Here is a 19,820-nt window from a genome sequence, read left to right on the forward strand (position 1 = left end):
CGCGGAGCGCAATGGATAAGCAAGAAATCAGGTGCAGAAAGGGGCCGCGGGGATTCAGCAAAAGACGGGCCGGAGGCGGGCGCTGGGGCCCGTTGCTCCTGCCACGGCGGCCGGTTGCTAACGCAATGTTAGCGCATTACGGGCAAACTGCCAAATCGGATGCCTGCCTCGCAAACTTTAACACAACGTATCGCAGAATAAGTTGCGTGCCCAACGCAGGCCCCCGCAGCAGCCTGTGGTTCCGGCCGGTTTTACTTCCGACATTTGCCCCCATTCCACTTCGTACCCCATGCTGCAGATTTCCGTTCTCCGCGACCAGACCGAGTTGGTGCTGGCTGGCCTCGCCAAAAAACATTATGCCACCGCCGAAGCCGACGTGGCCGCCATTCTCGACCTGGACCAGCGCCGCCGCTCCCTCCAAACCACCCACGACGCCTCCCAGGGCGAAGCCAACGAATTGGCCCGCCAGATTGGGGGCCTCATGAAATCGGGCGACAAAGCTGGGGCCGAAACCCTAAAAGCACGCACTGCCGAGCTGAAGCAGCACACCCAGGCCGCCGCCACCGAGCTGGCGCAGGTAGAAAAAGAACAGCAGCAGCTTCTCTACAAATTGCCCAACCTGCCGCACGCCAGCGTGCCCGAAGGCCGCGCCGCCGCCGACAATGAGGTGGTGCGCGAGCACGGTACCAAGCCCACCCTGGGCCCCGATGCCCAGCCCCACTGGGATTTGATTAAAAAGTACGACATCATCGACTTCGAGCTCGGCAACAAAATCACCGGCGCCGGCTTCCCGGTCTATAAGAACCAGGGCGCCCGGCTCCAGCGCGCGCTCATCAACTTTTTTCTGGACCAGGCCCGCAACGCTGGCTACACCGAAATGCAGCCGCCGATTTTGGTGAACGAGGCCAGCGGCTACGGCACCGGTCAGCTCCCCGACAAGGACGGCCAGATGTACCACGACGCCAAGGACAACCTCTACCTCATTCCCACGGCTGAGGTGCCGCTGACCAATATCTACCGCGACGAAATTGTGCCCTTGGACAAGCTGCCCGTGCGCATGGCTGGCTACACGCCCTGCTTCCGCCGCGAGGCCGGCTCCTGGGGTGCCGATGTGCGCGGCCTCAATCGCCTGCACCAGTTCGACAAAATCGAAATCGTACAAATCACCGAGCCCGACCATAGCTACGACGCCCTGGAAGCCATGCTGGCCCACGTCGAAAGCCTGTTGCAGCAGTTGAACCTCCCCTACCGCGTGCTACGCCTCTGCGGCGGGGACATGAGCTTCACCGCCGCCCTCACCTATGACCTTGAGGTGTGGAGCGCCGCCCAGGGTCGCTGGCTCGAGGTAAGCTCGGTGTCGAACTTTGAGACCTACCAGGCTAACCGCCTCAAGTGCCGCTACCGCGCCGATGGCGGCAAAACCCAGCTGCTGCACACGCTCAATGGCTCGGCCCTGGCTTTGCCACGCATCGTGGCCGCGCTGCTCGAAAACAACCAGACCAGCACCGGCATCGACTTGCCGCAGGTGCTGCACAGCTATTGCGGCTTCGAGCAGATTGGGTAACGCCTTGCGAGGCAGATAGTCTTCTTGTACCTGTCATTACGAGCGCAGCGCGGCAACCCGTCGTTTCAATGCGCGAAGCCAAATAATGTAAAAATCCCTAATACCGCAAAGTGTTGGGGCTTTTTTACATGAATCAAGGAGCTTGAGCTTATCAGATTATAGGGCTGGCCGCTGAGACTAGGAAGGATTGCCGTGCTGCGCTCGCAATGACAGACGGGCCTCAATTTTATAGGAGTTTCCTTGGCAGACAGGCGTTTACTTCACTGCCGACTTAGCGACCGTCGCGCGAAGGTGGCAGTTCCAAGTCCAGCGCTTGGTCGCGCATGCACTTGAAGTGGCCTTGTGGGCATTGGGCAAAACCTATCTTGGAACACGGCCGGCATGGCAGGTCGGGCACCTCCAACACTTTGAATTCGGTGCGGTAAGGATACATGCCGAAGGCCGGCACGGTGTTGCCCCAGACGCTGAAGATTTCTTTTCCGAAGGCTGCGGCAATGTGCATCAGGCCGGTGTCGTGGCTAACCACGAATTGCGCCTGTCGCAGCAGCGAGGCCGATTGGTGCAGCGAATAGCGCCCGCAGCCGTTGTGAATGACTAAGGTATTGGGCGGGTTGATTGGAAAATAATAAGGATTGCTGGGGACGACATTGGCCGGTGCTTGAACCGCCGCCTGAGTCTCAAACGCCTGTTCTATGACGTGGCCGATGCTTTCGTCTTCCGGGCCGCCCAGCAGCACGATGGGGCGGGACAGCTTGCCACACAGCTCGATGAGCTTTTCGACGGGCAAGCGCTTGGTGGCATGTTGGGCGCCGATGGCCACGGCCACGTAGCCGCGCTGGAACGCGGTCGGCAAGGTGGTCAGGTCTACTTCCTGGTTTTCCGGGATGAAGTAATCGAGGCCCCGCTTATCGTCTTTGACCCCCAGCGGGGCAGCCGCTTCCAGGTAGCGCTGCACAATGTGCACGCGGGGCAGCTTGTCGACTTTGAAATTTACCAGCAGCCATTTCTGCCAGTTCAGCTTGTCGAAGCTGTTGGATTTTACGCCCAGCTGCAGCTTGATAAGGCGGGTGCGCAGGTTATTATGCAGGTCAACAATGTAGTCGAACCGTTCGGCCCTTAACTCTTTGACCAACTCTCCCAGGCTGCCGGTGAGGCTGTGGACTTTGGTGATGTAAGGGTTGGCCTCCAGCAAGCCGCGATAGCCGGGCTTGCTGGCGAAATGGACCTCCGCGCCCGGCACCTGCTGGGCCAGCGCCCGCACCACGGGCGTGGTGAGGACGATGTCGCCGATGGAGGAAAAACGGAGAACGAGGATTTTCATGGGCTATTAGAACGACCAACTCCCCTCCTTCGCGAAGGAGGGGAGTTGGTCGTTCTTTATTCAAACAACGACTTTTTGTATTCCAGTGGGGGCTTGATTCCAGCTTTGCGCTTCTCAAAATAGGCTGCCGCTTCATCAAGCGACTTCGTGTTGAACGTCATTTCCTTGGTCAAAAGTCCCTTGCGTCCCATAAGAACGCCGTAGCGCATGTCGGCGTAGCCGTCGGTGTGGTGGGCGTCGGGGTTGATGCTGAGCATCACGCCCTGGTCGAGGGCGTAGCGCACCCAGCGCCAGTCGAGGTCAAGGCGCCAGGGGTTGGCGTTTATCTCGATGATGACTTGGTTTTTGGCGCAGGCGTCGATGACGGCTTTGTAGTCGATGGGGTAGCCCTGGCGGCGCAGCAGCAGACGTCCGGTGGGGTGGCCCAGCATGGTGGTGTAGGGGTTCTCGATGGCGCGGAGCAGGCGTTCGGTGGCCTTGCGCTCGTCCATTTTCAGGTTGGAGTGAACGGAGGCCACGATGAAATCGAAGCTGGCCAGCACGTCGGACGGGTAGTCGAGGGAACCGTCGCTGAGGATGTCGCTTTCGATGCCCTTGAAGATGCGGAAGGGAGCCAGCTCGGCGTTCAGCTTGTCAATTTCCTGGTGCTGCTGGCGTACCCGCTCCGCGCCGAGGCCGTTGGCGTAGTGAGCAGCCTGGCTGTGGTCGCAGATGCCCAGGTACTCGTAATTGTGGTCGCGCAGCCAGGTGGCCATTTCGCGCAGACTGTGATTGCCGTCGGAGTAGGTGCTGTGATTGTGCACGGAGCCGCGCAGGTCGCCGTCCTCTAGCAAGCGGGGCAACTTTTTCTCGGCGGCTAGGGCTATTTCGCCCAGACCCTCGCGCAGCTCGGGCACGATGAATTGCAGGCCGGCTTTTTCATAAAGGGCTTCTTCCTGCTGGAATTTTTCTCGGCGGGCCCACTGGCGGAGTGTGGTGGAACCCGGCACTTCTTCCGACAAATGTTCTTCGGCAGCCGAGTTCAGGAACAGCTCAGTCACAAATTCCTCAGGCGTGGTCAGCAGCACTTCTACCCGCACGCCGGAGCTGGTGGCCGTGCCGCGCCAGGCAAACGGCCCCGAGCGGCACGGGTCAGCGGTGAGGCCGTCCATGGTATTGAGCAGCTCGTGAGCCTTAAGAGGCTTGGTGCCAGCTGCTACTACGCTAACCGTTTCCACGGTTTCGAGGCGGCGGCGAACTTCTCCGGCTACGGCTACTTTTTCGGTATTGAGGGCTTTACGCAAGAGCGCAGCAATTTCCTCGCCCAACACTTCGGCCTGCGGGTAAAGCAGCTTGCCTTTGCTTTGGCCGGCAAACTCCAGGGATTCGAGGATGGACTCCTGGGTTTTCTTGCCGAAGCCTTTCAGCTTGCTCACTTGGTCGCTTTCGGCGGCCTCGCGCAGCTGCTCGGTGCTTTCGATGCCAAGCTCGCGCCACAGGCTGCGGATTTTTTTGGGGCCGATGCCTTTAATGTCAAGCATTTCGACTACGCCGGGCGGCGTGACGTCGAGCAGGCGCTGCAGCTCGGAGAACGTGCCAGTATCGAGCAGCTCGGCTACTTTGGCGGCGGCAGTTTTGCTGAGACCCGTGCGGTCGGGCAGGCCGGAGCGCTCCACCTCCGATACGGGGAAGCTGAGGGCATCGAGGGCGTTAGCCGTGCCTTCGATGGCGCGGATTTTAAAGGGGTTTTCGTCGTGCAGCTCCATCAGCTGGGCAGCCAGCTTGAAGGCGCGAGTGAGGGCGCGATTATCCACAGGATAGGGGTTTTGTGGGAACGAATGTAGCGTACGCCGGTGCTTACGCGGTTCGGCTACCGATGGCCACTCACGCCAAAACCACGTACCTAGCTGATTGGCCTTACCTTTCAGCCCACTTCTTTTCGCAGAACACCATGCTTAAGTTGCCTTCTGTTGCCCGGCTGCTGCCCGTGTTGTTGTTGCTTTTCGGCGCCTGCAAGTCGCGCCGCTCCAGCGTTATACCCACTATGAAGCAGCTGGAAGGCACGTGGCTGCTCTCGCGGGAGGAGAACGAGGGTGACACGCTGGTATACCGGCCCAATACCTACGCTTTTCCGCCATCGCGGGGCCGCACGGGCTTTGCGATTAAGCCGTTCAGCCGCTTCGAGCAGTTCGACGTTGCCCCCACCGAAGGCTTGGCAGGGCGCGACGGCACCTGGGCCATGGACCGTGGCAACCGACTGCGCGTCAACCTTGCGGAAGGAAAGGACTCATCCTACACGCTGGAAATCCTTGACCTTGACTCTATCCGGCACGTGCTTAAGGTGCGGCGGCTACAGTAGCGCCTACTGGTAGGTAAACTTTGGAAATTCAGCAGTCAACTCCTTCTCATTTGCAAGGGCCGAAAGAACTGCCTTGCTCGCAAAGGCGTTTTGCGCCTGTTATCCTTCTGCTTTTGAACATGTCTTTTGCAAGCGCTCTTTGGCCGATATGGGCCGCCGTGCTGTTCCTTCCGTTGGTCAGCGCGTGCTCCACTCAGGCGCAGCAACCTGTTAAGGGAAAATCCGCTAGTTCCGCTACAGCTGAAACCACCGTGAAGCCTGCCCCAGCCAGTATGCCGCAGCCCACCTCGCCGCTCAGCTCGTCGCCGCAGGTCATATTAAACTATCCGGTGACGAGCGGTACCTCCGCGGCTTCTTCAACGGCTTGGTTTGCCGACCTGCGAGCCGCTCAGGCCCAAGCCAAGGCCACAAACCGACCACTGGTGGCCGTTTTTTCGGGCTCGGACTGGTGCCAGCCCTGCGTAGTGTTCGAGCAGGAAGTTTTCTCGCAGCCTGCCTTCACAGCCTACGCGCACAACCGGCTGGTGCTGGCTCACTTCGACTATCCCCGCCAGGCCCAGAACCAGCCCACGCCCGCTCAGGCCCAACTCAACCAAGCAGCCGCGGCCCAGCTCAACCGCGAAGGTGATTTTCCGCTGGCGGTGATAGTGTCGCCGGAAGGGAAAGTATTAGCCAAAACCGGCTACATAGCCGGCGGGCCAGCCGCCTTTCAGGCGTACCTGAATAAAGTATTGGGCAAGTAGGTGGTGAATTGAAGTCCTAGCGGCATCATACAACCAGTGCGAGGCTGGATAGCGGGGCAGTTAGCTTTGTCCCGTAATCATTCAAAACTCAACCATTTCGCTGCCTTACCCCCTCACCACATGAAGCATTGGCTTGTTAAATCTGAACCCGAAGCGTATTCCTGGGCCACATTTGTGCTGGAAGATGGCACTGCTTGGACTGGCGTACGCAACTACCAAGCCCGCAACAACCTGAACCTGATGCAACCCGGCGACCAAGTGCTGTTTTACCACAGCGTGAGCGAAAAAGCTGTGGTGGGCATTGCCGAAGTGGCCGAGCCCGCAGCACCCGACGCCACCGCCGATGCCGGCTCGCCGTGGGTGGCCGTGGCCCTGCGCCCCGTGCAGCCCCTACCCCAGCCCGTGAGCCTGGCCCAGCTCAAAGCCGATGCCCGCCTGAGCGAGCTGGCCCTGCTGCGCCAGTCGCGGCTCTCGGTGTTGCCCGTGCGGCCCGAAGAATTTGATGCTATTCTGGCGCTCGGCGCGAAATAAAGCTGCCTTTTTGCGGAACAGAAACGCGTGGTTCAGTTGTATCTTTAAAATAGTTACCCCTCGTTGGAGTAGGCTTTTACAATTGTTTTTTACGGCGCATGGGCATGAAACTTTACTACCCTTCCCTGCTGCTCTCGCTGTGGGTGCTGGCTGCCTCGCCGGCACTGCACGCTCAGAGGCGCGCCCTGCCTCCGCCCCCGCCTAACGCACCCCGGCAGTCGGCACGCACCGAGTTGCCGCTGGCCGTGTCGACCAGCGAAGTGCACGTGCAACCCTTGGCAGCCGATAGCACTGTGGTGCTGCTGGTAGGCCGCACGCAGACGCTTTCGCGGAAGTCTTCTTTCAGCTTTCAGCAGTACGACCGCAACCTGCAGCTCCGCCACGAGCTGGCATTGGAGGTGCCCGATGAGTTTGAGTTTAAGCGCATGTGCGCCGAGGGCAACACCGTATACGCCCTGTTTTCGTCGCAAAATGTGCCGGGCCGGCTGTGGGCCGCCGCCTACAACGGCCGTCTGGGCGAAGTGCGTACCCAACAGTACGAAACGAAGCTGAGCCGCGAAATTGTCGAGCTCAAGGCCCTTGACGGCCGCCTGTTTGCCACGGTGCTCCTCAACGACCAGCAACACGTAACGGCCCTGCTGCTGGATGTTGCCACTGGCCAGATGCAGTACCTCTCGTCCATCTACGAGACCATGCCCACGCAGCTCACCTTCGTGGCCGATGCCGCTACGCGGCGCGCCGAATACGTGGTGACCCAAACCAATGGCCGCAAGTCGCGTCTGCTGCTCAAGCAACTCACCGACCGTGGCCAGCTGGTAAGCTCCGAATTTGTGCAAACCGAAAGCGACCGCAGCCTCATCACGGCCCAGCTTACTCCGCCGCAGGACACCACAGCCCGCTTGCTGATGGGCACCTACTCCCTGCGCGACCCCAATTTCGCGCAAGGCTTGTTTGCTACCGACCTCCGCTCGGCGGCCAATCTGGGCACCAAACCACCGCTGCGGTTTTACGATTTTCTACGCCTCAAACATTTTTTCGATTACTTAAAGCCCTCGCGCCAAGCCCGCTTGCGTGAGCGCACCCAGCGCCGGATAGCCCGCTCGGTACCGCCGCTGCGCTGGCGCTACCGCCTGTTGCTGCACGAGCTGGTGCCCCAGCCCGATGGCGGCTACGTGCTGGTGGCGGAGGTTTACTACCCGCATTATCGCTACAACAGCTACGGCACCTACACGGGCCCCTTCAACAACATCGGCAACCAGTTCGGGCCAAGCTATGGCAATTCGCGCGTCTTCGACGGCTACCAAACCACCCACGCGCTGGTATGCGGCTTCGACCGGTCGGGCGCGTTGATTTGGGACAACACCTTCGTGGTTGAAAACCTGCGACGCTACAACCTGGAAGAAGCCGTGCGGCTGCAAACCTTGCCCGATGGCCGCTTGGTGCTGGCCTATCTCGACGAAGATAAACTGCGCTACAAGCTGATAAACCGCGCCGAGTCATCGCCTAACGACCATCAGGTACTCATCCAGACCGGCACTGGCCCCACCGACCAAGGCAAAGAGCGGGCAGCCGACACCTTTCAGGCCGATTTACTGCCCTGGTTCGGCAGTCGGTTTGTGGCCACGGGCTACCAGCGCGTGCGCTCCGAGCGCGGCCCCGACCGGGAGGTGTTTTTTCTAAATACAATAGATTTTGAAGCGCCTGCCGCTGATGGAGCGACCAAGGAAGAAAAGGTGCAGGAAGAAAGCCGGTAGCTACTTCACAGCGCATGAGGCAACCGCGGGAAGGGCTGCGTGCGTACAACGCACCTATCTCAATACCACTTTTGTCTCATGATTCAAAAACTCCGTTTTCCCGTCCTATTTCTGTTTTTGCTAATGGTGGGCTGCCGCACTGCCGGTCCCGGCACTCCCGCCACCACCGTAGCCTCATTTTTCTCGAAGTACCAAGGCCGCTCGGGTTTCAAAACCATGGACTGGTCGGCCGACCTGCTCGAACGCCTGGCCCTGGTGCGGGCAGCCAAGCTACTGGGCGGCTCCGAACTTACTAACGCCATCACCGGCATCCGGAAGGCACGGGTCATCAGCTTCGCGCCGGTAACCGGTTCAGCTGAGAACCTGGCCCAGCAAGGCCTTGTGCAAGAGGCAACCGGCATCTTACAAGGCAACCGGTACGAACCGATTTCCGCGGGCACGGCCCTAGGCAACGACTTCAAAGTATCGGTGCGGGCCAACGGCGACCGGGTTTCTGAATTCGCTGCCATCGGCCAGTTGCCCGACGTAACCGACTCGTTTGTGCTGGTCGATGTGGAAGGCAATTTCACCCGCGCGCAGGTGCATGCCTTAACCAAGTACCTGCCGCAGATTGTGCAGGCCACTGCTCAATAGTCCACCCCAGGAGCTAGGGCAAAAAAATGTCATGCTGAGCAGGCTCAGCATGACATTTTTTTATTCAACTGCTCTTACTTGCTGCCAGCACCCATCAGCTTCTCAATGTCATCGGCCTGCAGGGGGATGTTGGCCATCAGGTCTTCATTGCCCGTGGCGGTAAGCAGAATGTCATTCTCCAAACGAATACCCAGCCCTTCTTCCGGAATGTAGATGCCGGGCTCCACGGTGTACACCATGCCCGCCTCAAAGGTGCGGTACTTGTAGCCCACGTCGTGCACGTCGAGGCCGAGGTAGTGGCTGGTGCCGTGCATAAAGTACTTCTTGTAGAGCGGCGCGGCGGGGTCTTGGTTCTTCACATCGGAGGCATTCAGCAGGTCGAGCTTGATGAGTTCCTGCTCCATGCACTCGCCCACGGCCTGGTGGTAGGCTTCGATTTCACCGCCGGGCACGAGGCGCGTCTTTGCGAAATCCATCACGGCCAGCACCGAATCATAGACCTGACGCTGGCGCGCGGTGAACTTGCCGTTGACCGGGATACTGCGCGAGAGGTCGGCGGCGTAGTTGGCATACTCGGCGCCAAAGTCCAGCAGAATCACATCGCCGTCCTGGCACTGGTTGTCGTTGGTGGTGTAATGGAGCACACAGGCGTTTTTGCCGCTGGCCACAATGCTGCCATAGGCCGGCCCGCGGCTGCGGTTGCGCATGAACTCGTGCACGATTTCAGCTTCAAGCTCAAACTCCCACACGCCGGGCTTTACGAAGCCCAACAAGCGCCGAAACGCTTTTTCGGTGATGCTGCAGGCCTCGCGCATGGCCTTGATTTCCTCGCGGCTCTTGATGGCGCGCTGGCGGTGCAGCAGCGGCGCCGCGCGGCGGTAGGTGTGCAGGGGATACTGGCTCTGCAGGCGCTTAATGAAGCGGGCATCGCGGGTTTCTACCTCCACCACGGCCCGAATGTGCTCGTTGGAATTCAAATACACGTTTTCGGCCTCGTTCATGAGGGCGGGCAGCACCGTGTTGAAGCTGTCGAGCCACATGATGCTGCGGATGCCCGAGTTGGTGCGCGCCTCGTCTTTGGTCAGCTTGTAACCTTCCCAAATGAGGATGTGCTCGGAGGTTTCCTTCAGGAACAGGATTTCGCGGTGCTGCGGTAGGCGCGCATCCGGGAAAATCACGAGAATGCTCTCTTCCTGGTCGACCCCGCTGAGGTAAAACAGGTCGTTGTTTTGCCGGAAGGCCAACGTGCCATCGGCGTTGGTTGGCATGATATCGTTGGATTGAAAAATGGCCAGCGAGGCTGGCGGCAGTTGCTCGCGGAAGCGGCGGCGGTTCTCAACAAAAAGCTCGGGGGCCAGGGGGGTGTAGCGCATGCAGTGAATTGGTTGGAATGGGAACCGCAAGTTAGGCAGGCGGCTGTTGGGGCCGAAACAGCAATTTTGAGGCTTGTGAGGGGCGCCTGAATAGTACGGCCAACTCCTTCCGAGCCACGGCTATAAAAAAAAGCCCTTGCCGGTGCGGGCAAGGGCTTTAGTATCAACGGAGCGGCGGTTATTTTTTGGTTCTGGTCATCACCTTGCTCGATTTGTTGGCCTTGTAACGCATGTCGGTGGTTCCATCGGCCTTTCTGGGGCCCGTGACTACTTCGGTGCTGTTCTTGTTTTCCGAGTAGCGCATGTCTGGGGTACCATCGGCCTTCATTTTGGTGCTGCTGCTGGTCTTGGTGTTGCCTGATGGCGTGGCCATTGTGCTCGACTTGGTCATTGTGCCCTGGCCCTTGGTGCTGGTCGACGACCTGGTCATGCCCGCTGGGTTCCGCATGGTGGTCGACCGCGTGGTGGTCACCCGACCCGGATTTTGCGTGGTCTGGGTAGTTGTTTTGGTTGAGCTGGCGCTCTTGGTGGCTGTTGCCGGGGGTGTGGCCGGTACAGCAGGAGTAGCAGGAGTTTGGGCTAAGGCCGCTGAGCTGCCAATCAAACTCAACGACACGAGAAAACTGAGGAGGCGTTTCATGATTAGGATGAATAAGGGTGGGGGAAAGATGGACCTCCTACGCAGTTAGGGGCGTCACAGTTGGCTGTAACCGTGAGCCTTTCTATTCAAAAAGCATGGGCTTTAAGCTGTCTTTTACAAAGCAAATTCAGGCCGGCTACGGGACTTTCAAAACACCTAACCGCGCCGGCTGACAGACCTGCAGAAACATGTAAAATATAATATATAAATCCCGTCTAAAACACCCCAATATCTTAGAAAGATATTACATACCAATAACTTATTACAAGTTAGCTGCAGCGTTTTCAAAGTCGAATAATATAAATTATTAAATAATGCAGAACTATTTGTAATAAACCTATTGTAATAAAAATTTGAAATATAGTACTTTGTCAAATCGGCATATGCTCCTTTACTAGGAGGCCCGCTCACTGACACCAACACCTAAACACATTGCAGATGTACAAAAAACTTTACTTTATGTTCGCAATGGGCACCCTGTCGGCCCTGACAATTGGCCAAACGCAGGCCGCCACCCCGACTGAGGTTGTGATGGAGCACACCACGACTTCAATCTCCACCACCGCAGCACCCTCAGAAAGCAGTATTTTGGGCATAGGGTCGGGAAAGAAAACTTCTTCTCCTGAAAAGCTTGACCGGCAACTTCACCAACGCCAGAAGCAACTCAAGGCCAAAGCACGCCACATTTCCCGGGCCAACTGGCGCCGCTGCCAGCGCGGCTAATAGCGGCGCTCTCGCTGAAGGCCCTTTGGCTAAACATCACTAGCATACATAAGAAAAGCCCCCTGCCAGACTAGATTGGCAGGGGGCTTTTCCTTTATGAGCAATAACAGACTTAAGCCGTTACTTGAGCTTCTAGTTTTTGGGCCAGTACGTGCTTGGGAACAGCACCTACTTGCTTATCTACGATTTGACCGTTCTTGAACACCAGCAGCGTCGGGATGCTGCGGATGCCGAACTTCATGGAAGTCTGGGGGTTGGCATCAACGTCAACCTTGCCCACAATGACTTTGCCTTCGTATTCGCCGGCTAGTTCTTCAACTACGGGGCCTACCATGCGGCAGGGGCCACACCATTCGGCCCAGAAATCGACCAATACTGGCTTGTCGCCGCTGATGATTTCATCAAAGTTGGCGTCGGTTATTTCAATTGCTTTATGTCCCATTTTAGTTTGGGTTGGGTTTAAGATTGTTCTGGCGTATACGGCCAACGGGGTCGCAAGGTAGCAGATTGGATGGTTAAACAGAGTAAGTCGAGGAAAGTTCAGCTCCGGGCATGGGCTAATGGCTAGCAGCGGCTAATCGCCACTTTTGCTATCCGAAAGCTCAGAATAACCCGCCAAACGGCTGCGGCGCCATCCGGCGTTTGCGATAGACGGTTCCTTATATCAGTGTGCAGACTTCCATTTCCATCTCTTTCATCTTTTCAATAAAAGTTTTAGGCTCAATCTGGAAGCGGCGCGAGAACATGTCCACCGCCAGGTGTTCGTGGGGCTCGGCAAACTGAATTTCTAGGCGTTTGCTGCCTGGGGCGGCTTCGATGGCTTCTTCCAGACGGTCGAGCATGGGGCTGGTCACGGTGCGCAGGTCGAGGCGCACGCGCACGCCCTTGCTGCGCTTCTCGGCCACGTCGGCCAGGGGCTCCATGGTCAGGATGCGCAGGTCCCACTGGTCTTGGGTGTGGCGACGCAGTTCCTGCTTGAGGCGCACGTACATGGGCGGCACCTGCTCGTTGGGGTAGTTGCGCGGGTTGATGAGCGGGGCAAACTTGGTGTAGTCGTCGCGGAACAGCGCCGGGTTGATGCTGGTCTCGTAGTCCTCCAGGGTGAAGGTACAGAAGGGCTGCCCGGTCTTGGTGGTCTTGAACAGGACATTGTTGATGAGGCCGGCCACGGCCATTTCCTTGTTCTTAATCTCTTCCACCTTATCGAGGCCGCAGGTGCAATAGGCGTCCAGCTCCAGCTTGTAGCTGTCGAGCGGGTGGCCTGAGAGGTAGAAGCCCACCACTTCCTTCTCGCGGCGCAGCTGCTCGGTTTTGCTCCAGGGCTCCATCTCGTGCATTTTGGGCAGCGGCGCAGCCACCGCTCCGAAGGCCCCGGCCCCGAACAAACTGTGCTGCGCCGACTCTTTGGCGGCTTGGTGCTGCTGGCCCATTTTCATGGCCTTCTCAATCAGGTTCTGGTCGCCGGCGGGCGCGTCTAAGTACAGGCGGCGGTGCTTGCCGAAACCGTCGAAGGCGCCGGCCTGCGCTAGGCTTTCGAAGGTTTTCTTGTTCACGGTGCGCAAGCTCACGCGCTTGGCGAAGTCGAAGATGTCGGAATACTCGCCGTTTTTCTCGCGCTCCTCCACCATGCTTTCCACAGCGAGTTCGCCGGCGCCCTTCACGGCGCCCATGCCGAAGCGGATGGCGCCCTCCTGGTTCACGTTGAACTTGAGCAGGGATTCGTTCACGTCGGGTCCGAGCACGGGCACGCCTTGCTTACGGGCTTCCTCGATGAAGAAGGTCACCTTCTTAATGTCGCCCATGTTGTTGGTGAGCACGGCGGCCATGTACTCGGCCGGGTAGTTTGCCTTCAAGTAGCCTGTCTGGTAGGCCACTACGGAGTAGGCGGCGGAGTGCGAGCGGTTGAAGCCGTACTCGGCAAACTTCTCCATCACGTCGAACACCTCGTTAGCTTTTTTAGCCGGGATGTCGTGCAGCTTCTTAGCGCCTTCGATGAACTTCTCCCGCTCCAAGGCCATCTTTTTCATGTCCTTCTTGCCCATGGCACGGCGCAGCAAGTCGGCGCCACCGAGCGAGTAGCCGGCCAGAATCTGAGCCGTCTGCATGATTTGCTCCTGGTACACCATGATGCCCTGGCTGTACTCCAGGATGGGTTTCAGCAGCTCGTGCGGGTATTCCACTTCCTCGCGCCCGTGCTTGCGGTTGATGAAGTTCGGGATGAACTGCATCGGGCCCGGGCGGTAGAGGGCGTTCATGGCAATCAAATCTTCAATATTCGTCGGCTTGAGGTCTTTCAAATACTGGCGCATGCCTTCCGATTCAAACTGGAAGGTGCCAATGGTATCGCCGCGCTGGTACATGGCGTAGGTTTTCTCATCATCCAGCGGAATGTCGTCGATGTCGATTTTTACGCCGTGGTTGCGCTCAATCAGGCGCAGGGCATCCACGATGATGGTCAGGGTTTTCAGGCCCAGGAAGTCCATCTTCAGCATGCCGGCCGATTCAATCACCTTGCCGTCGAACTGCGTGATGAGCAAGTCCGAGTCTTTGGAGGTGGAAACCGGGATGTACTTCGTGATGTCGTCGGGCGCGATAATGACGCCGGCGGCGTGAATGCCAGTGTTGCGCACCGAGCCTTCGAGCTGCGTGGCCAGACGCAGAATCTGACCCTTGAGGTTCTCGGGCGATTCGTCGCGGCGAATCATGTCCAGCTCCTGATTCTCGGCGAAGGCGCCGGCCAGGGTGGTGCCTGGCTTGTCGGGCACCATCTTGGTGAGGTCGTTGGTTTGCGGCAGGGGCAGTTCCATGGCACGGGCCACGTCCTTAATGGAGCTTTTGGCGGCCATGGTACCGAAGGTGATAATCTGGGCCACCTGGGTCTTGCCATACTTATCAACTACATAGTCGATGACTTTCTGACGGTTCACGTCGTCAAAGTCAATGTCGATATCGGGCATGGACACACGCTCCGGGTTCAGGAAACGCTCGAACAGTAGCGAGTACTTAATGGGGTCGATGTTGGTGATGCCCACGCAGTAGGCCACCGCTGAACCGGCAGCCGAGCCCCGGCCCGGGCCCACGGCCACGCCAATGTTGCGGCCGTGGTTGATGAAGTCCTGGGTGATGAGGAAGTAGCCCGCAAAGCCCATGGTCTGAATGATGCGCAGCTCGTAATCTAGCCGCTCCTCAATCTCGGGCGTGCGCTCGGCGTAGCGCGGGGGCTTGCTCATCTTCACCGTGCCGCTGCCCGCGCCGGGCCCGAAGGCCCCCACGTAGGTCAGCTCGCGCAGGAATTCATCGGCGTTGGCAAAGGGCGCGGGAATGGGAAAGTTCGGTAGCAGAATATCGCGGGCCAGCTTGGGCGGCGTGATTTTGCCCACAATCTCATTGGTGTTATCCACGCTCTCGGGCACGTCGGCAAACAGTTCGTTCATCTGCGCCTGGCTCTTGAAGAAGAACTGGTCGTTGGCGAAGCCGAAGCGGGTGTGCGGCTTGGGTTTCTGCAGTTCCTCGTCGATGCGGCGCAACTGCTTCTGCGCGTTTTCGTCGCGGCTGTGGTCGCGGCGCAGGTTGTCGAGCAGGTCGTAGCGCACCTGGCCGTTGCTGGTGAGCAGGGTGTAGTAGTTGGTGCGAACGTCCCCGACCGGGATGCTGTGCTCCTCGCCGGTGTTCACGCACAGCAACAGGTCGTGGGCCGCGTAGTCGGTCTGGTCGACATAATGCGAGTCGTTGGTGCAGATGACCTTCACATTATATTTCTTGGCAAAGCCGAGCAGCACCTGGTTCACGTCTTCCTGGCTTTTGCCGGTGCCGTCGAAGTTCATCAGGCCGTGGCGCTGGATTTCGATGTAGTAGTCGTCGCCGAACACATCGAGCCACCACTTCAGCTTTTCCTCGGCTTTCGCCTCCGTCTCGAATAAAATGGACTGCGGAATCTCAGCGCCGATGCAGCAGCTGGTGGCAATCAGGCCCTCGTGGTACTGCAGCAGTAGTTCCTTGTCAATGCGCGGAAACTTGGAGTACAAGCCTTCGATGAAGCTCATCGAGCAGAGCTTGCTCAGGTTGTGGTAGCCGGCTTGGTCTTTGGCCAGCAGCAACTGGTGGTGGCGGGTGTCGCGCTCGCCTTTCTCGCGGCTGAAGGCTTTCTTGTGCCGGTCCTCTACCATGTAGAACTCGCAGCCCACAATGGGCTTCACGTTATACTTATTGGCCTCGGCCACGAAGTTGAACGCCCCGAACATGTTGCCGTGGTCGGTGAGAGCCACGGCGGGCATCTCGTCCTTCTGCGCCTTCTTCATCAGGGCCGAAATGCTGGCCTGGCCGTCGAGCAGCGAGTATTGGGTGTGCGAGTGAAGGTGCGAGAAAATGGGCATATTTTTCAGTTAACAGTTATCAATTAACAGTGAGCAATTGATAACGAGAGCGGCGGTTTTAGTAAAGATACCCCCGGCCGGTGGGCATTCCCAAACCCCATTCCCCTGCTGCCTGATTCCCTGAGAGGTGCATTTTTTAGGGCTTCGACCAAGCGGCTCGCTCTTATATAACCGTCGAGGTTGAACTTGTTAAGCGTTACCGCGTTTTACACCAAGCGGCAGTAAGCCTTGTTGGACCGCTACTGGTTTCGTGCTTCAGCACCAGTGGTTCCGAGCATTTCGCATCTGCTTTCTAGTTTAGGATAGCAAGAATTTCCCTATCCCGCTATGAAAAGCTTTGTTGCCACAACCGACCCGGTATACCTCGCGCCCACTCACCCGTCCCGCCTCGACCTTTTTTTTGGCCGCTACGTGCAGGATGTACGCGACCTACCTTTCATCTACCTCATCCTGAAGATTTCGGCTACGCTGCTGCCGCTGGCGGTGCTGCTATTTGTTCCCTCGCTCACGGGCTGGGCGTGGTGGGCGGTCCTGGCCGTTTACCTGTTTTTAGGCAACCTGCGCTTCAAAGGGCCATTTGGACTGATGCTGCACTGCACTAGCCACCGGGTGCTGTTCAAAAAGAAGTACGGCTTCCTCAATAATTACATTCCTTGGGTGATTGGGCCGCTGTTTGGGCAAACGCCGGAAACCTACTTCACGCACCACCTGGGCATGCACCACCCGGAGAACAACCTGCCCGACGACGACAGCTCCACCATGTTTTACCAGCGCGACTCGCTGCTGGGGTTTGCGCAGTACCTGGGCAGCTTTTTCTTACTCGGCATCCCGCAGTTGGTGCAGTATTTCACGCGGCGCAATAAGCCCAAGCTGCGTTACCGCCTGCTGCGTGGCGAGCTGGTGTACATCGCGGCCACTATTGGACTGGCGTTCGTGAACCTGCCGGCCACGTTGGCGGTGCTGGTGCTACCGGTCATTCTTTCGCGCGTGGTGATGATGCTGGGCAACTGGTCACAGCACGCCTTCATCGACGCTACGGCCCCCGACAACTGCTACCGCAACAGCATTACGTGCATCAACACGGCCTATAACCATAAGTGCTGGAACGACGGCTACCACATCAGCCACCACCTCAAGCCGGCCCTGCACTGGACCGAGCACCCGCATCACTTCCGCCAGAATCTGGCTGAATACACCCGGCAGGATGCCATTGTGTTCGACGGCATCCACTTCCTCCACGTGTTTCTTTACCTGATGACCAAGCGCTACGACCGGTTGGCCCAGCATTTCGTTAACCTCGGCGACCGGCATCGGAGTACCCAGGAAGTGGTGGCCCTGTTGCGCGCCCGCACCCAGCGGATTCCCCGCACGGCCTACACCGCTCAGGCAGCTTAGCAGCGGCGCTATTTCCCTTTCACGGTGAGCACCTCTCCTATCCGGACGTTGCCGTCGAGCTTGCTGTTCCAGGCCTGCAGGTCGGATATGGTCACTTGATACAGCCTGGAGATGCTGTACAAGGTTTCTCCTTTTGAAACGGTGTGCTGAATGGCAGCAGCAGCAGGTGCCGGCGTTGCTTGCGAAGCAGCAGGCTTGGGCACATAAATAGCTGGATTGGGACGCCCCGCTGCACCAGTGGCCCGGGCAGCAGGCGCGGTAACCGGAGCAGCAACTGGCGCAGCAGCCACGGGCTGCGAATATGGCGCGTTCAGTAGCAACACTTGGCCCACGGCCAAGGTAGCTGGCAGCGTAAGGTTATTAAGTGCCATGAGCGTAGCCGGAGGCATTTGGTAGCGGCGGCTGATAGAGTAAACTGTTTCGCCTGGCTCGACGCGGTGCGCGGCTTCGGCAGTAGCGGGTGTGGTTGGGGCAACGGGCCGGGGTGCTGCGGGCACCGGGCGTGGGGCCGCAGGCTTGGCGGGGGCCGGTACTGGCGCAGGTAGGGCTGCTACGGCCGGGACCTGCTTGGCTACCACCACGGCGTGGGCCGGGGCAGGTGCAACAGGCTCTATTCCTGATTCTGCTACCAGTTCGGGCTCACGGGGCTCATCGGCCAACGGTGCCGAGGCCGGCGCCGCTGCGGGGGGCGGCAGCTGAGCCACCGCTGGCACCGGAGCGGGCACATAAACCGGAGCAGATGCCGGGGCTGGAACGGGCGCAGATTCCGGCGTGGGAACAGAAACCGGAGCTGGCGCAGGCGCCGCAGGACGAGCCGGAGCAGGTGCTGCCGCTACTGGAGGGTTCCGGCTGGGCAACGCCTCGCCCCATCCCTCTTCGGAATCAAGGCGGCGCTTTTTGGAAGGCTTACTGGCTCTTGCCACCGGGGCGCTGGTGCGTTGCTCAGCCACCGGCTCACTGCGCACGGGCTGCGGGGCGACAATTGGCCGGCGTTCGATGCCGCGGCTCTCGGGCATCGTCCGGTACTCCACGGCTACCTCCCGGGGGCGCACGTGCTGCAACCACAGCAGGCGGCCGGGGCGCAGTTCCTCGTTGCGGGCCATACGGTTTTTATTCAGCACCGCTTTTCTGCGCATGCCGTACTTCTGCGCCACGTCGAATACGGTTTCTTTGGGCTGCACCACGTGGTATTCCACGGCGCCCACGTCGCGCTTGCTTTCCAGGTAATAAGGACGGCCAGTTATGGCCACGTCGAAAGCCCGCAGCTCGTTGTCGCGCAGGAACTCGCCCAGCCGCCTCCTGCCCCGGCGGGCCAGGTCGGCAGTGGTTTCGCCGGGCAGGGCAATCAGGGCGCGCAGGTTGTTGAGGCGTACTTCAGCCGTGGTGGAGGGGCTTACATCGGGCACGGTGAGCAGCTCCTTGCTGCTTTGCAGGCGCTGGTTGGCAATGATGCCCATGGCCTGCGACACGTCGCCGATGGGCACAATCAGGGTATAGGGGCGGTCGGTGGGCACGGCCGCGGCCAGCAGCCAGCGGTTGTGCACGGCCAGGTTTGCAGGCTCAGTGTGCAGAGTTAGGGCCTGGGCTTCGAGGGTTTGGCCACCGACGGCCGGGAACTCCTGCAGGCGCAAGGGTGGCTTGGGGTTCAAGCCACAAGCTGGCTCAAAAGCCACTTTATGAGCCAGGAACATGATGATGTAGGGCGAAGTAGCCTCGGTGATGGCCATTTCCGTGGCATTGGCATCGGTGGGCAGCACGTAGGGCTTCACCCCGGTTAGGCCCAGGTTGTAGCTCAATAAGGTGTTCAGCCAGTTGCGAAGTGAGGCATTGCTGCGCAAGAGGTAGCGAGCGGCGGCGCGGGTGCTGGCGGTAAGGTGCTTGCGCTCGTCCACGTTGTTGTTCATAACCAAGCCCAGCCCAGCAGCAGTTTCGCGCTTAAACTGCCAGTAGCCCACGGCCTCGTGCACGCTTTGCGCATCGCCGAGCAGAGCGCTTTCCTGCAGCACCAGGTAGCGAAAATCAAGCGGTACGCCTTCTTCTTTCAGCACGCGGTCGATGATGGGAAACGCGGCATCGGCCATGTCGACCCGGGCCTGAAACGAGGCCTGGTGGCGGCTCAGGCCATCGGCCTTCTGCTGCACCAGCCGTTGCGCTTCATCGTTCAGCACCAAGCGCAGGCCCAGCACGTCGAACGAGGCGGCCACCAGCGGCCGGGGAAAAGCGGCCGACGCGCGGGCCGACAACGGACCCGCCCACGCCAGGGCCCACAACAGAAACAACACTACAGGATTTCGCATAAACAAAGCGGACGGAGGGCGGCCACCGTGGCCACCTCCCGCCCGAAGTTGCAAAGAACCTGAATTTTGACCAAATAGCCCGCCGTACATAGTGCGGCGCGCGGCAATACCAGTTTTTAAAGCCTTAGTACCGAC

The 19,820-nt window shown here is 59.1% G+C and carries 15 protein-coding genes; 8 read left to right on the top strand and 7 right to left on the bottom strand.

Annotation, left to right across the window (positions count from 1 at the left end; genetic code table 11):
* The first annotated feature begins 289 nt into the window (after positions 1 to 289).
* Positions 290 to 1,564, top strand: a complete 1,275-nt coding sequence (gene serS, locus ACP7AJ_RS08180) for a serine--tRNA ligase (RefSeq protein WP_426059700.1) — start codon at positions 290 to 292, stop codon at positions 1,562 to 1,564.
* A gap of 271 nt (positions 1,565 to 1,835) precedes the next feature.
* Here serS and ACP7AJ_RS08185 read toward each other — a convergent pair whose 3' ends face one another.
* The gene (locus ACP7AJ_RS08185) at positions 1,836 to 2,885 is read right to left on the bottom strand and encodes a glycosyltransferase family 9 protein (RefSeq protein WP_426059701.1); all 1,050 of its coding nucleotides are present in this window, start codon (positions 2,883 to 2,885) and stop codon (positions 1,836 to 1,838) included.
* Positions 2,886 to 2,941: 56 nt separating this feature from the next.
* Entirely contained in the window at positions 2,942 to 4,678 is a 1,737-nt protein-coding gene (locus ACP7AJ_RS08190; protein WP_426059702.1) for a helix-hairpin-helix domain-containing protein, read from the bottom strand.
* 137 nt (positions 4,679 to 4,815) lie between these two features.
* Here ACP7AJ_RS08190 and ACP7AJ_RS08195 point away from each other — a divergent pair, with 137 nt between their 5' ends.
* From ACP7AJ_RS08195 to ACP7AJ_RS08215, 5 genes are all read left to right on the top strand, one after another.
* Positions 4,816 to 5,223 (top strand): hypothetical protein, encoded by a 408-nt coding sequence (locus ACP7AJ_RS08195; protein ID WP_426059703.1) that lies wholly within the window; start codon positions 4,816 to 4,818, stop codon positions 5,221 to 5,223.
* 272 nt (positions 5,224 to 5,495) lie between these two features.
* The gene (locus tag ACP7AJ_RS08200; RefSeq protein WP_426059704.1) at positions 5,496 to 5,966 is read left to right on the top strand and encodes a thioredoxin family protein; all 471 of its coding nucleotides are present in this window, start codon (positions 5,496 to 5,498) and stop codon (positions 5,964 to 5,966) included.
* A 120-nt stretch (positions 5,967 to 6,086) separates the two neighbouring features.
* Positions 6,087 to 6,497 carry an EVE domain-containing protein gene (locus tag ACP7AJ_RS08205; protein WP_426059705.1) on the top strand — a complete coding sequence of 137 codons (411 nt, stop codon included), beginning with the start codon at positions 6,087 to 6,089 and terminating at the stop codon, positions 6,495 to 6,497.
* Positions 6,498 to 6,601: 104 nt separating this feature from the next.
* Positions 6,602 to 8,251: a hypothetical protein gene (locus ACP7AJ_RS08210; protein ID WP_426059706.1), complete on the top strand. Its 1,650-nt coding sequence runs from the start codon at positions 6,602 to 6,604 to the stop codon at positions 8,249 to 8,251.
* Between the two features lie 78 nt (positions 8,252 to 8,329).
* The gene (locus tag ACP7AJ_RS08215; RefSeq protein WP_426059707.1) at positions 8,330 to 8,884 is read left to right on the top strand and encodes a DUF4252 domain-containing protein; all 555 of its coding nucleotides are present in this window, start codon (positions 8,330 to 8,332) and stop codon (positions 8,882 to 8,884) included.
* Between the two features lie 74 nt (positions 8,885 to 8,958).
* On the opposite strand, the gene ACP7AJ_RS08220 is transcribed toward ACP7AJ_RS08215, so the two are convergent.
* Positions 8,959 to 10,257, bottom strand: a complete 1,299-nt coding sequence (locus tag ACP7AJ_RS08220) for an aminopeptidase P N-terminal domain-containing protein (RefSeq protein ID WP_426059708.1) — start codon at positions 10,255 to 10,257, stop codon at positions 8,959 to 8,961.
* 178 nt (positions 10,258 to 10,435) lie between these two features.
* A complete protein-coding gene (locus ACP7AJ_RS08225) occupies positions 10,436 to 10,897 on the bottom strand; it encodes a hypothetical protein (protein WP_426059709.1) in 462 nt (153 codons plus the stop codon).
* Positions 10,898 to 11,329: 432 nt separating this feature from the next.
* Here ACP7AJ_RS08225 and ACP7AJ_RS08230 point away from each other — a divergent pair, with 432 nt between their 5' ends.
* A complete protein-coding gene (locus ACP7AJ_RS08230; protein ID WP_426059710.1) occupies positions 11,330 to 11,620 on the top strand; it encodes a hypothetical protein in 291 nt (96 codons plus the stop codon).
* Between the two features lie 112 nt (positions 11,621 to 11,732).
* On the opposite strand, the gene trxA is transcribed toward ACP7AJ_RS08230, so the two are convergent.
* Both trxA and dnaE read right to left on the bottom strand, forming a co-directional pair.
* Positions 11,733 to 12,062 (bottom strand): thioredoxin, encoded by a 330-nt coding sequence (gene trxA / locus ACP7AJ_RS08235; RefSeq protein ID WP_092677057.1) that lies wholly within the window; start codon positions 12,060 to 12,062, stop codon positions 11,733 to 11,735.
* A 217-nt stretch (positions 12,063 to 12,279) separates the two neighbouring features.
* Positions 12,280 to 15,993, bottom strand: coding sequence for a DNA polymerase III subunit alpha (gene dnaE / locus ACP7AJ_RS08240; RefSeq protein WP_426059711.1), 3,714 nt, complete (start codon positions 15,991 to 15,993; stop codon positions 12,280 to 12,282).
* A 327-nt stretch (positions 15,994 to 16,320) separates the two neighbouring features.
* On the opposite strand from dnaE, the gene ACP7AJ_RS08245 reads away from it, so the two are divergent.
* A complete protein-coding gene (locus tag ACP7AJ_RS08245; RefSeq protein WP_426059712.1) occupies positions 16,321 to 17,388 on the top strand; it encodes a fatty acid desaturase family protein in 1,068 nt (355 codons plus the stop codon).
* Between the two features lie 8 nt (positions 17,389 to 17,396).
* Here the strand turns inward: ACP7AJ_RS08245 and ACP7AJ_RS08250 are convergent, their stop codons facing one another.
* Positions 17,397 to 19,685, bottom strand: coding sequence for a LysM peptidoglycan-binding domain-containing protein (locus ACP7AJ_RS08250; RefSeq protein WP_426059713.1), 2,289 nt, complete (start codon positions 19,683 to 19,685; stop codon positions 17,397 to 17,399).
* Positions 19,686 to 19,820 lie beyond the last annotated feature (135 nt).

Origin of the sequence: Hymenobacter sp. B1770 (assembly GCF_049896385.1) — a bacterium.
GTDB lineage: Bacteria > Bacteroidota > Bacteroidia > Cytophagales > Hymenobacteraceae > Hymenobacter.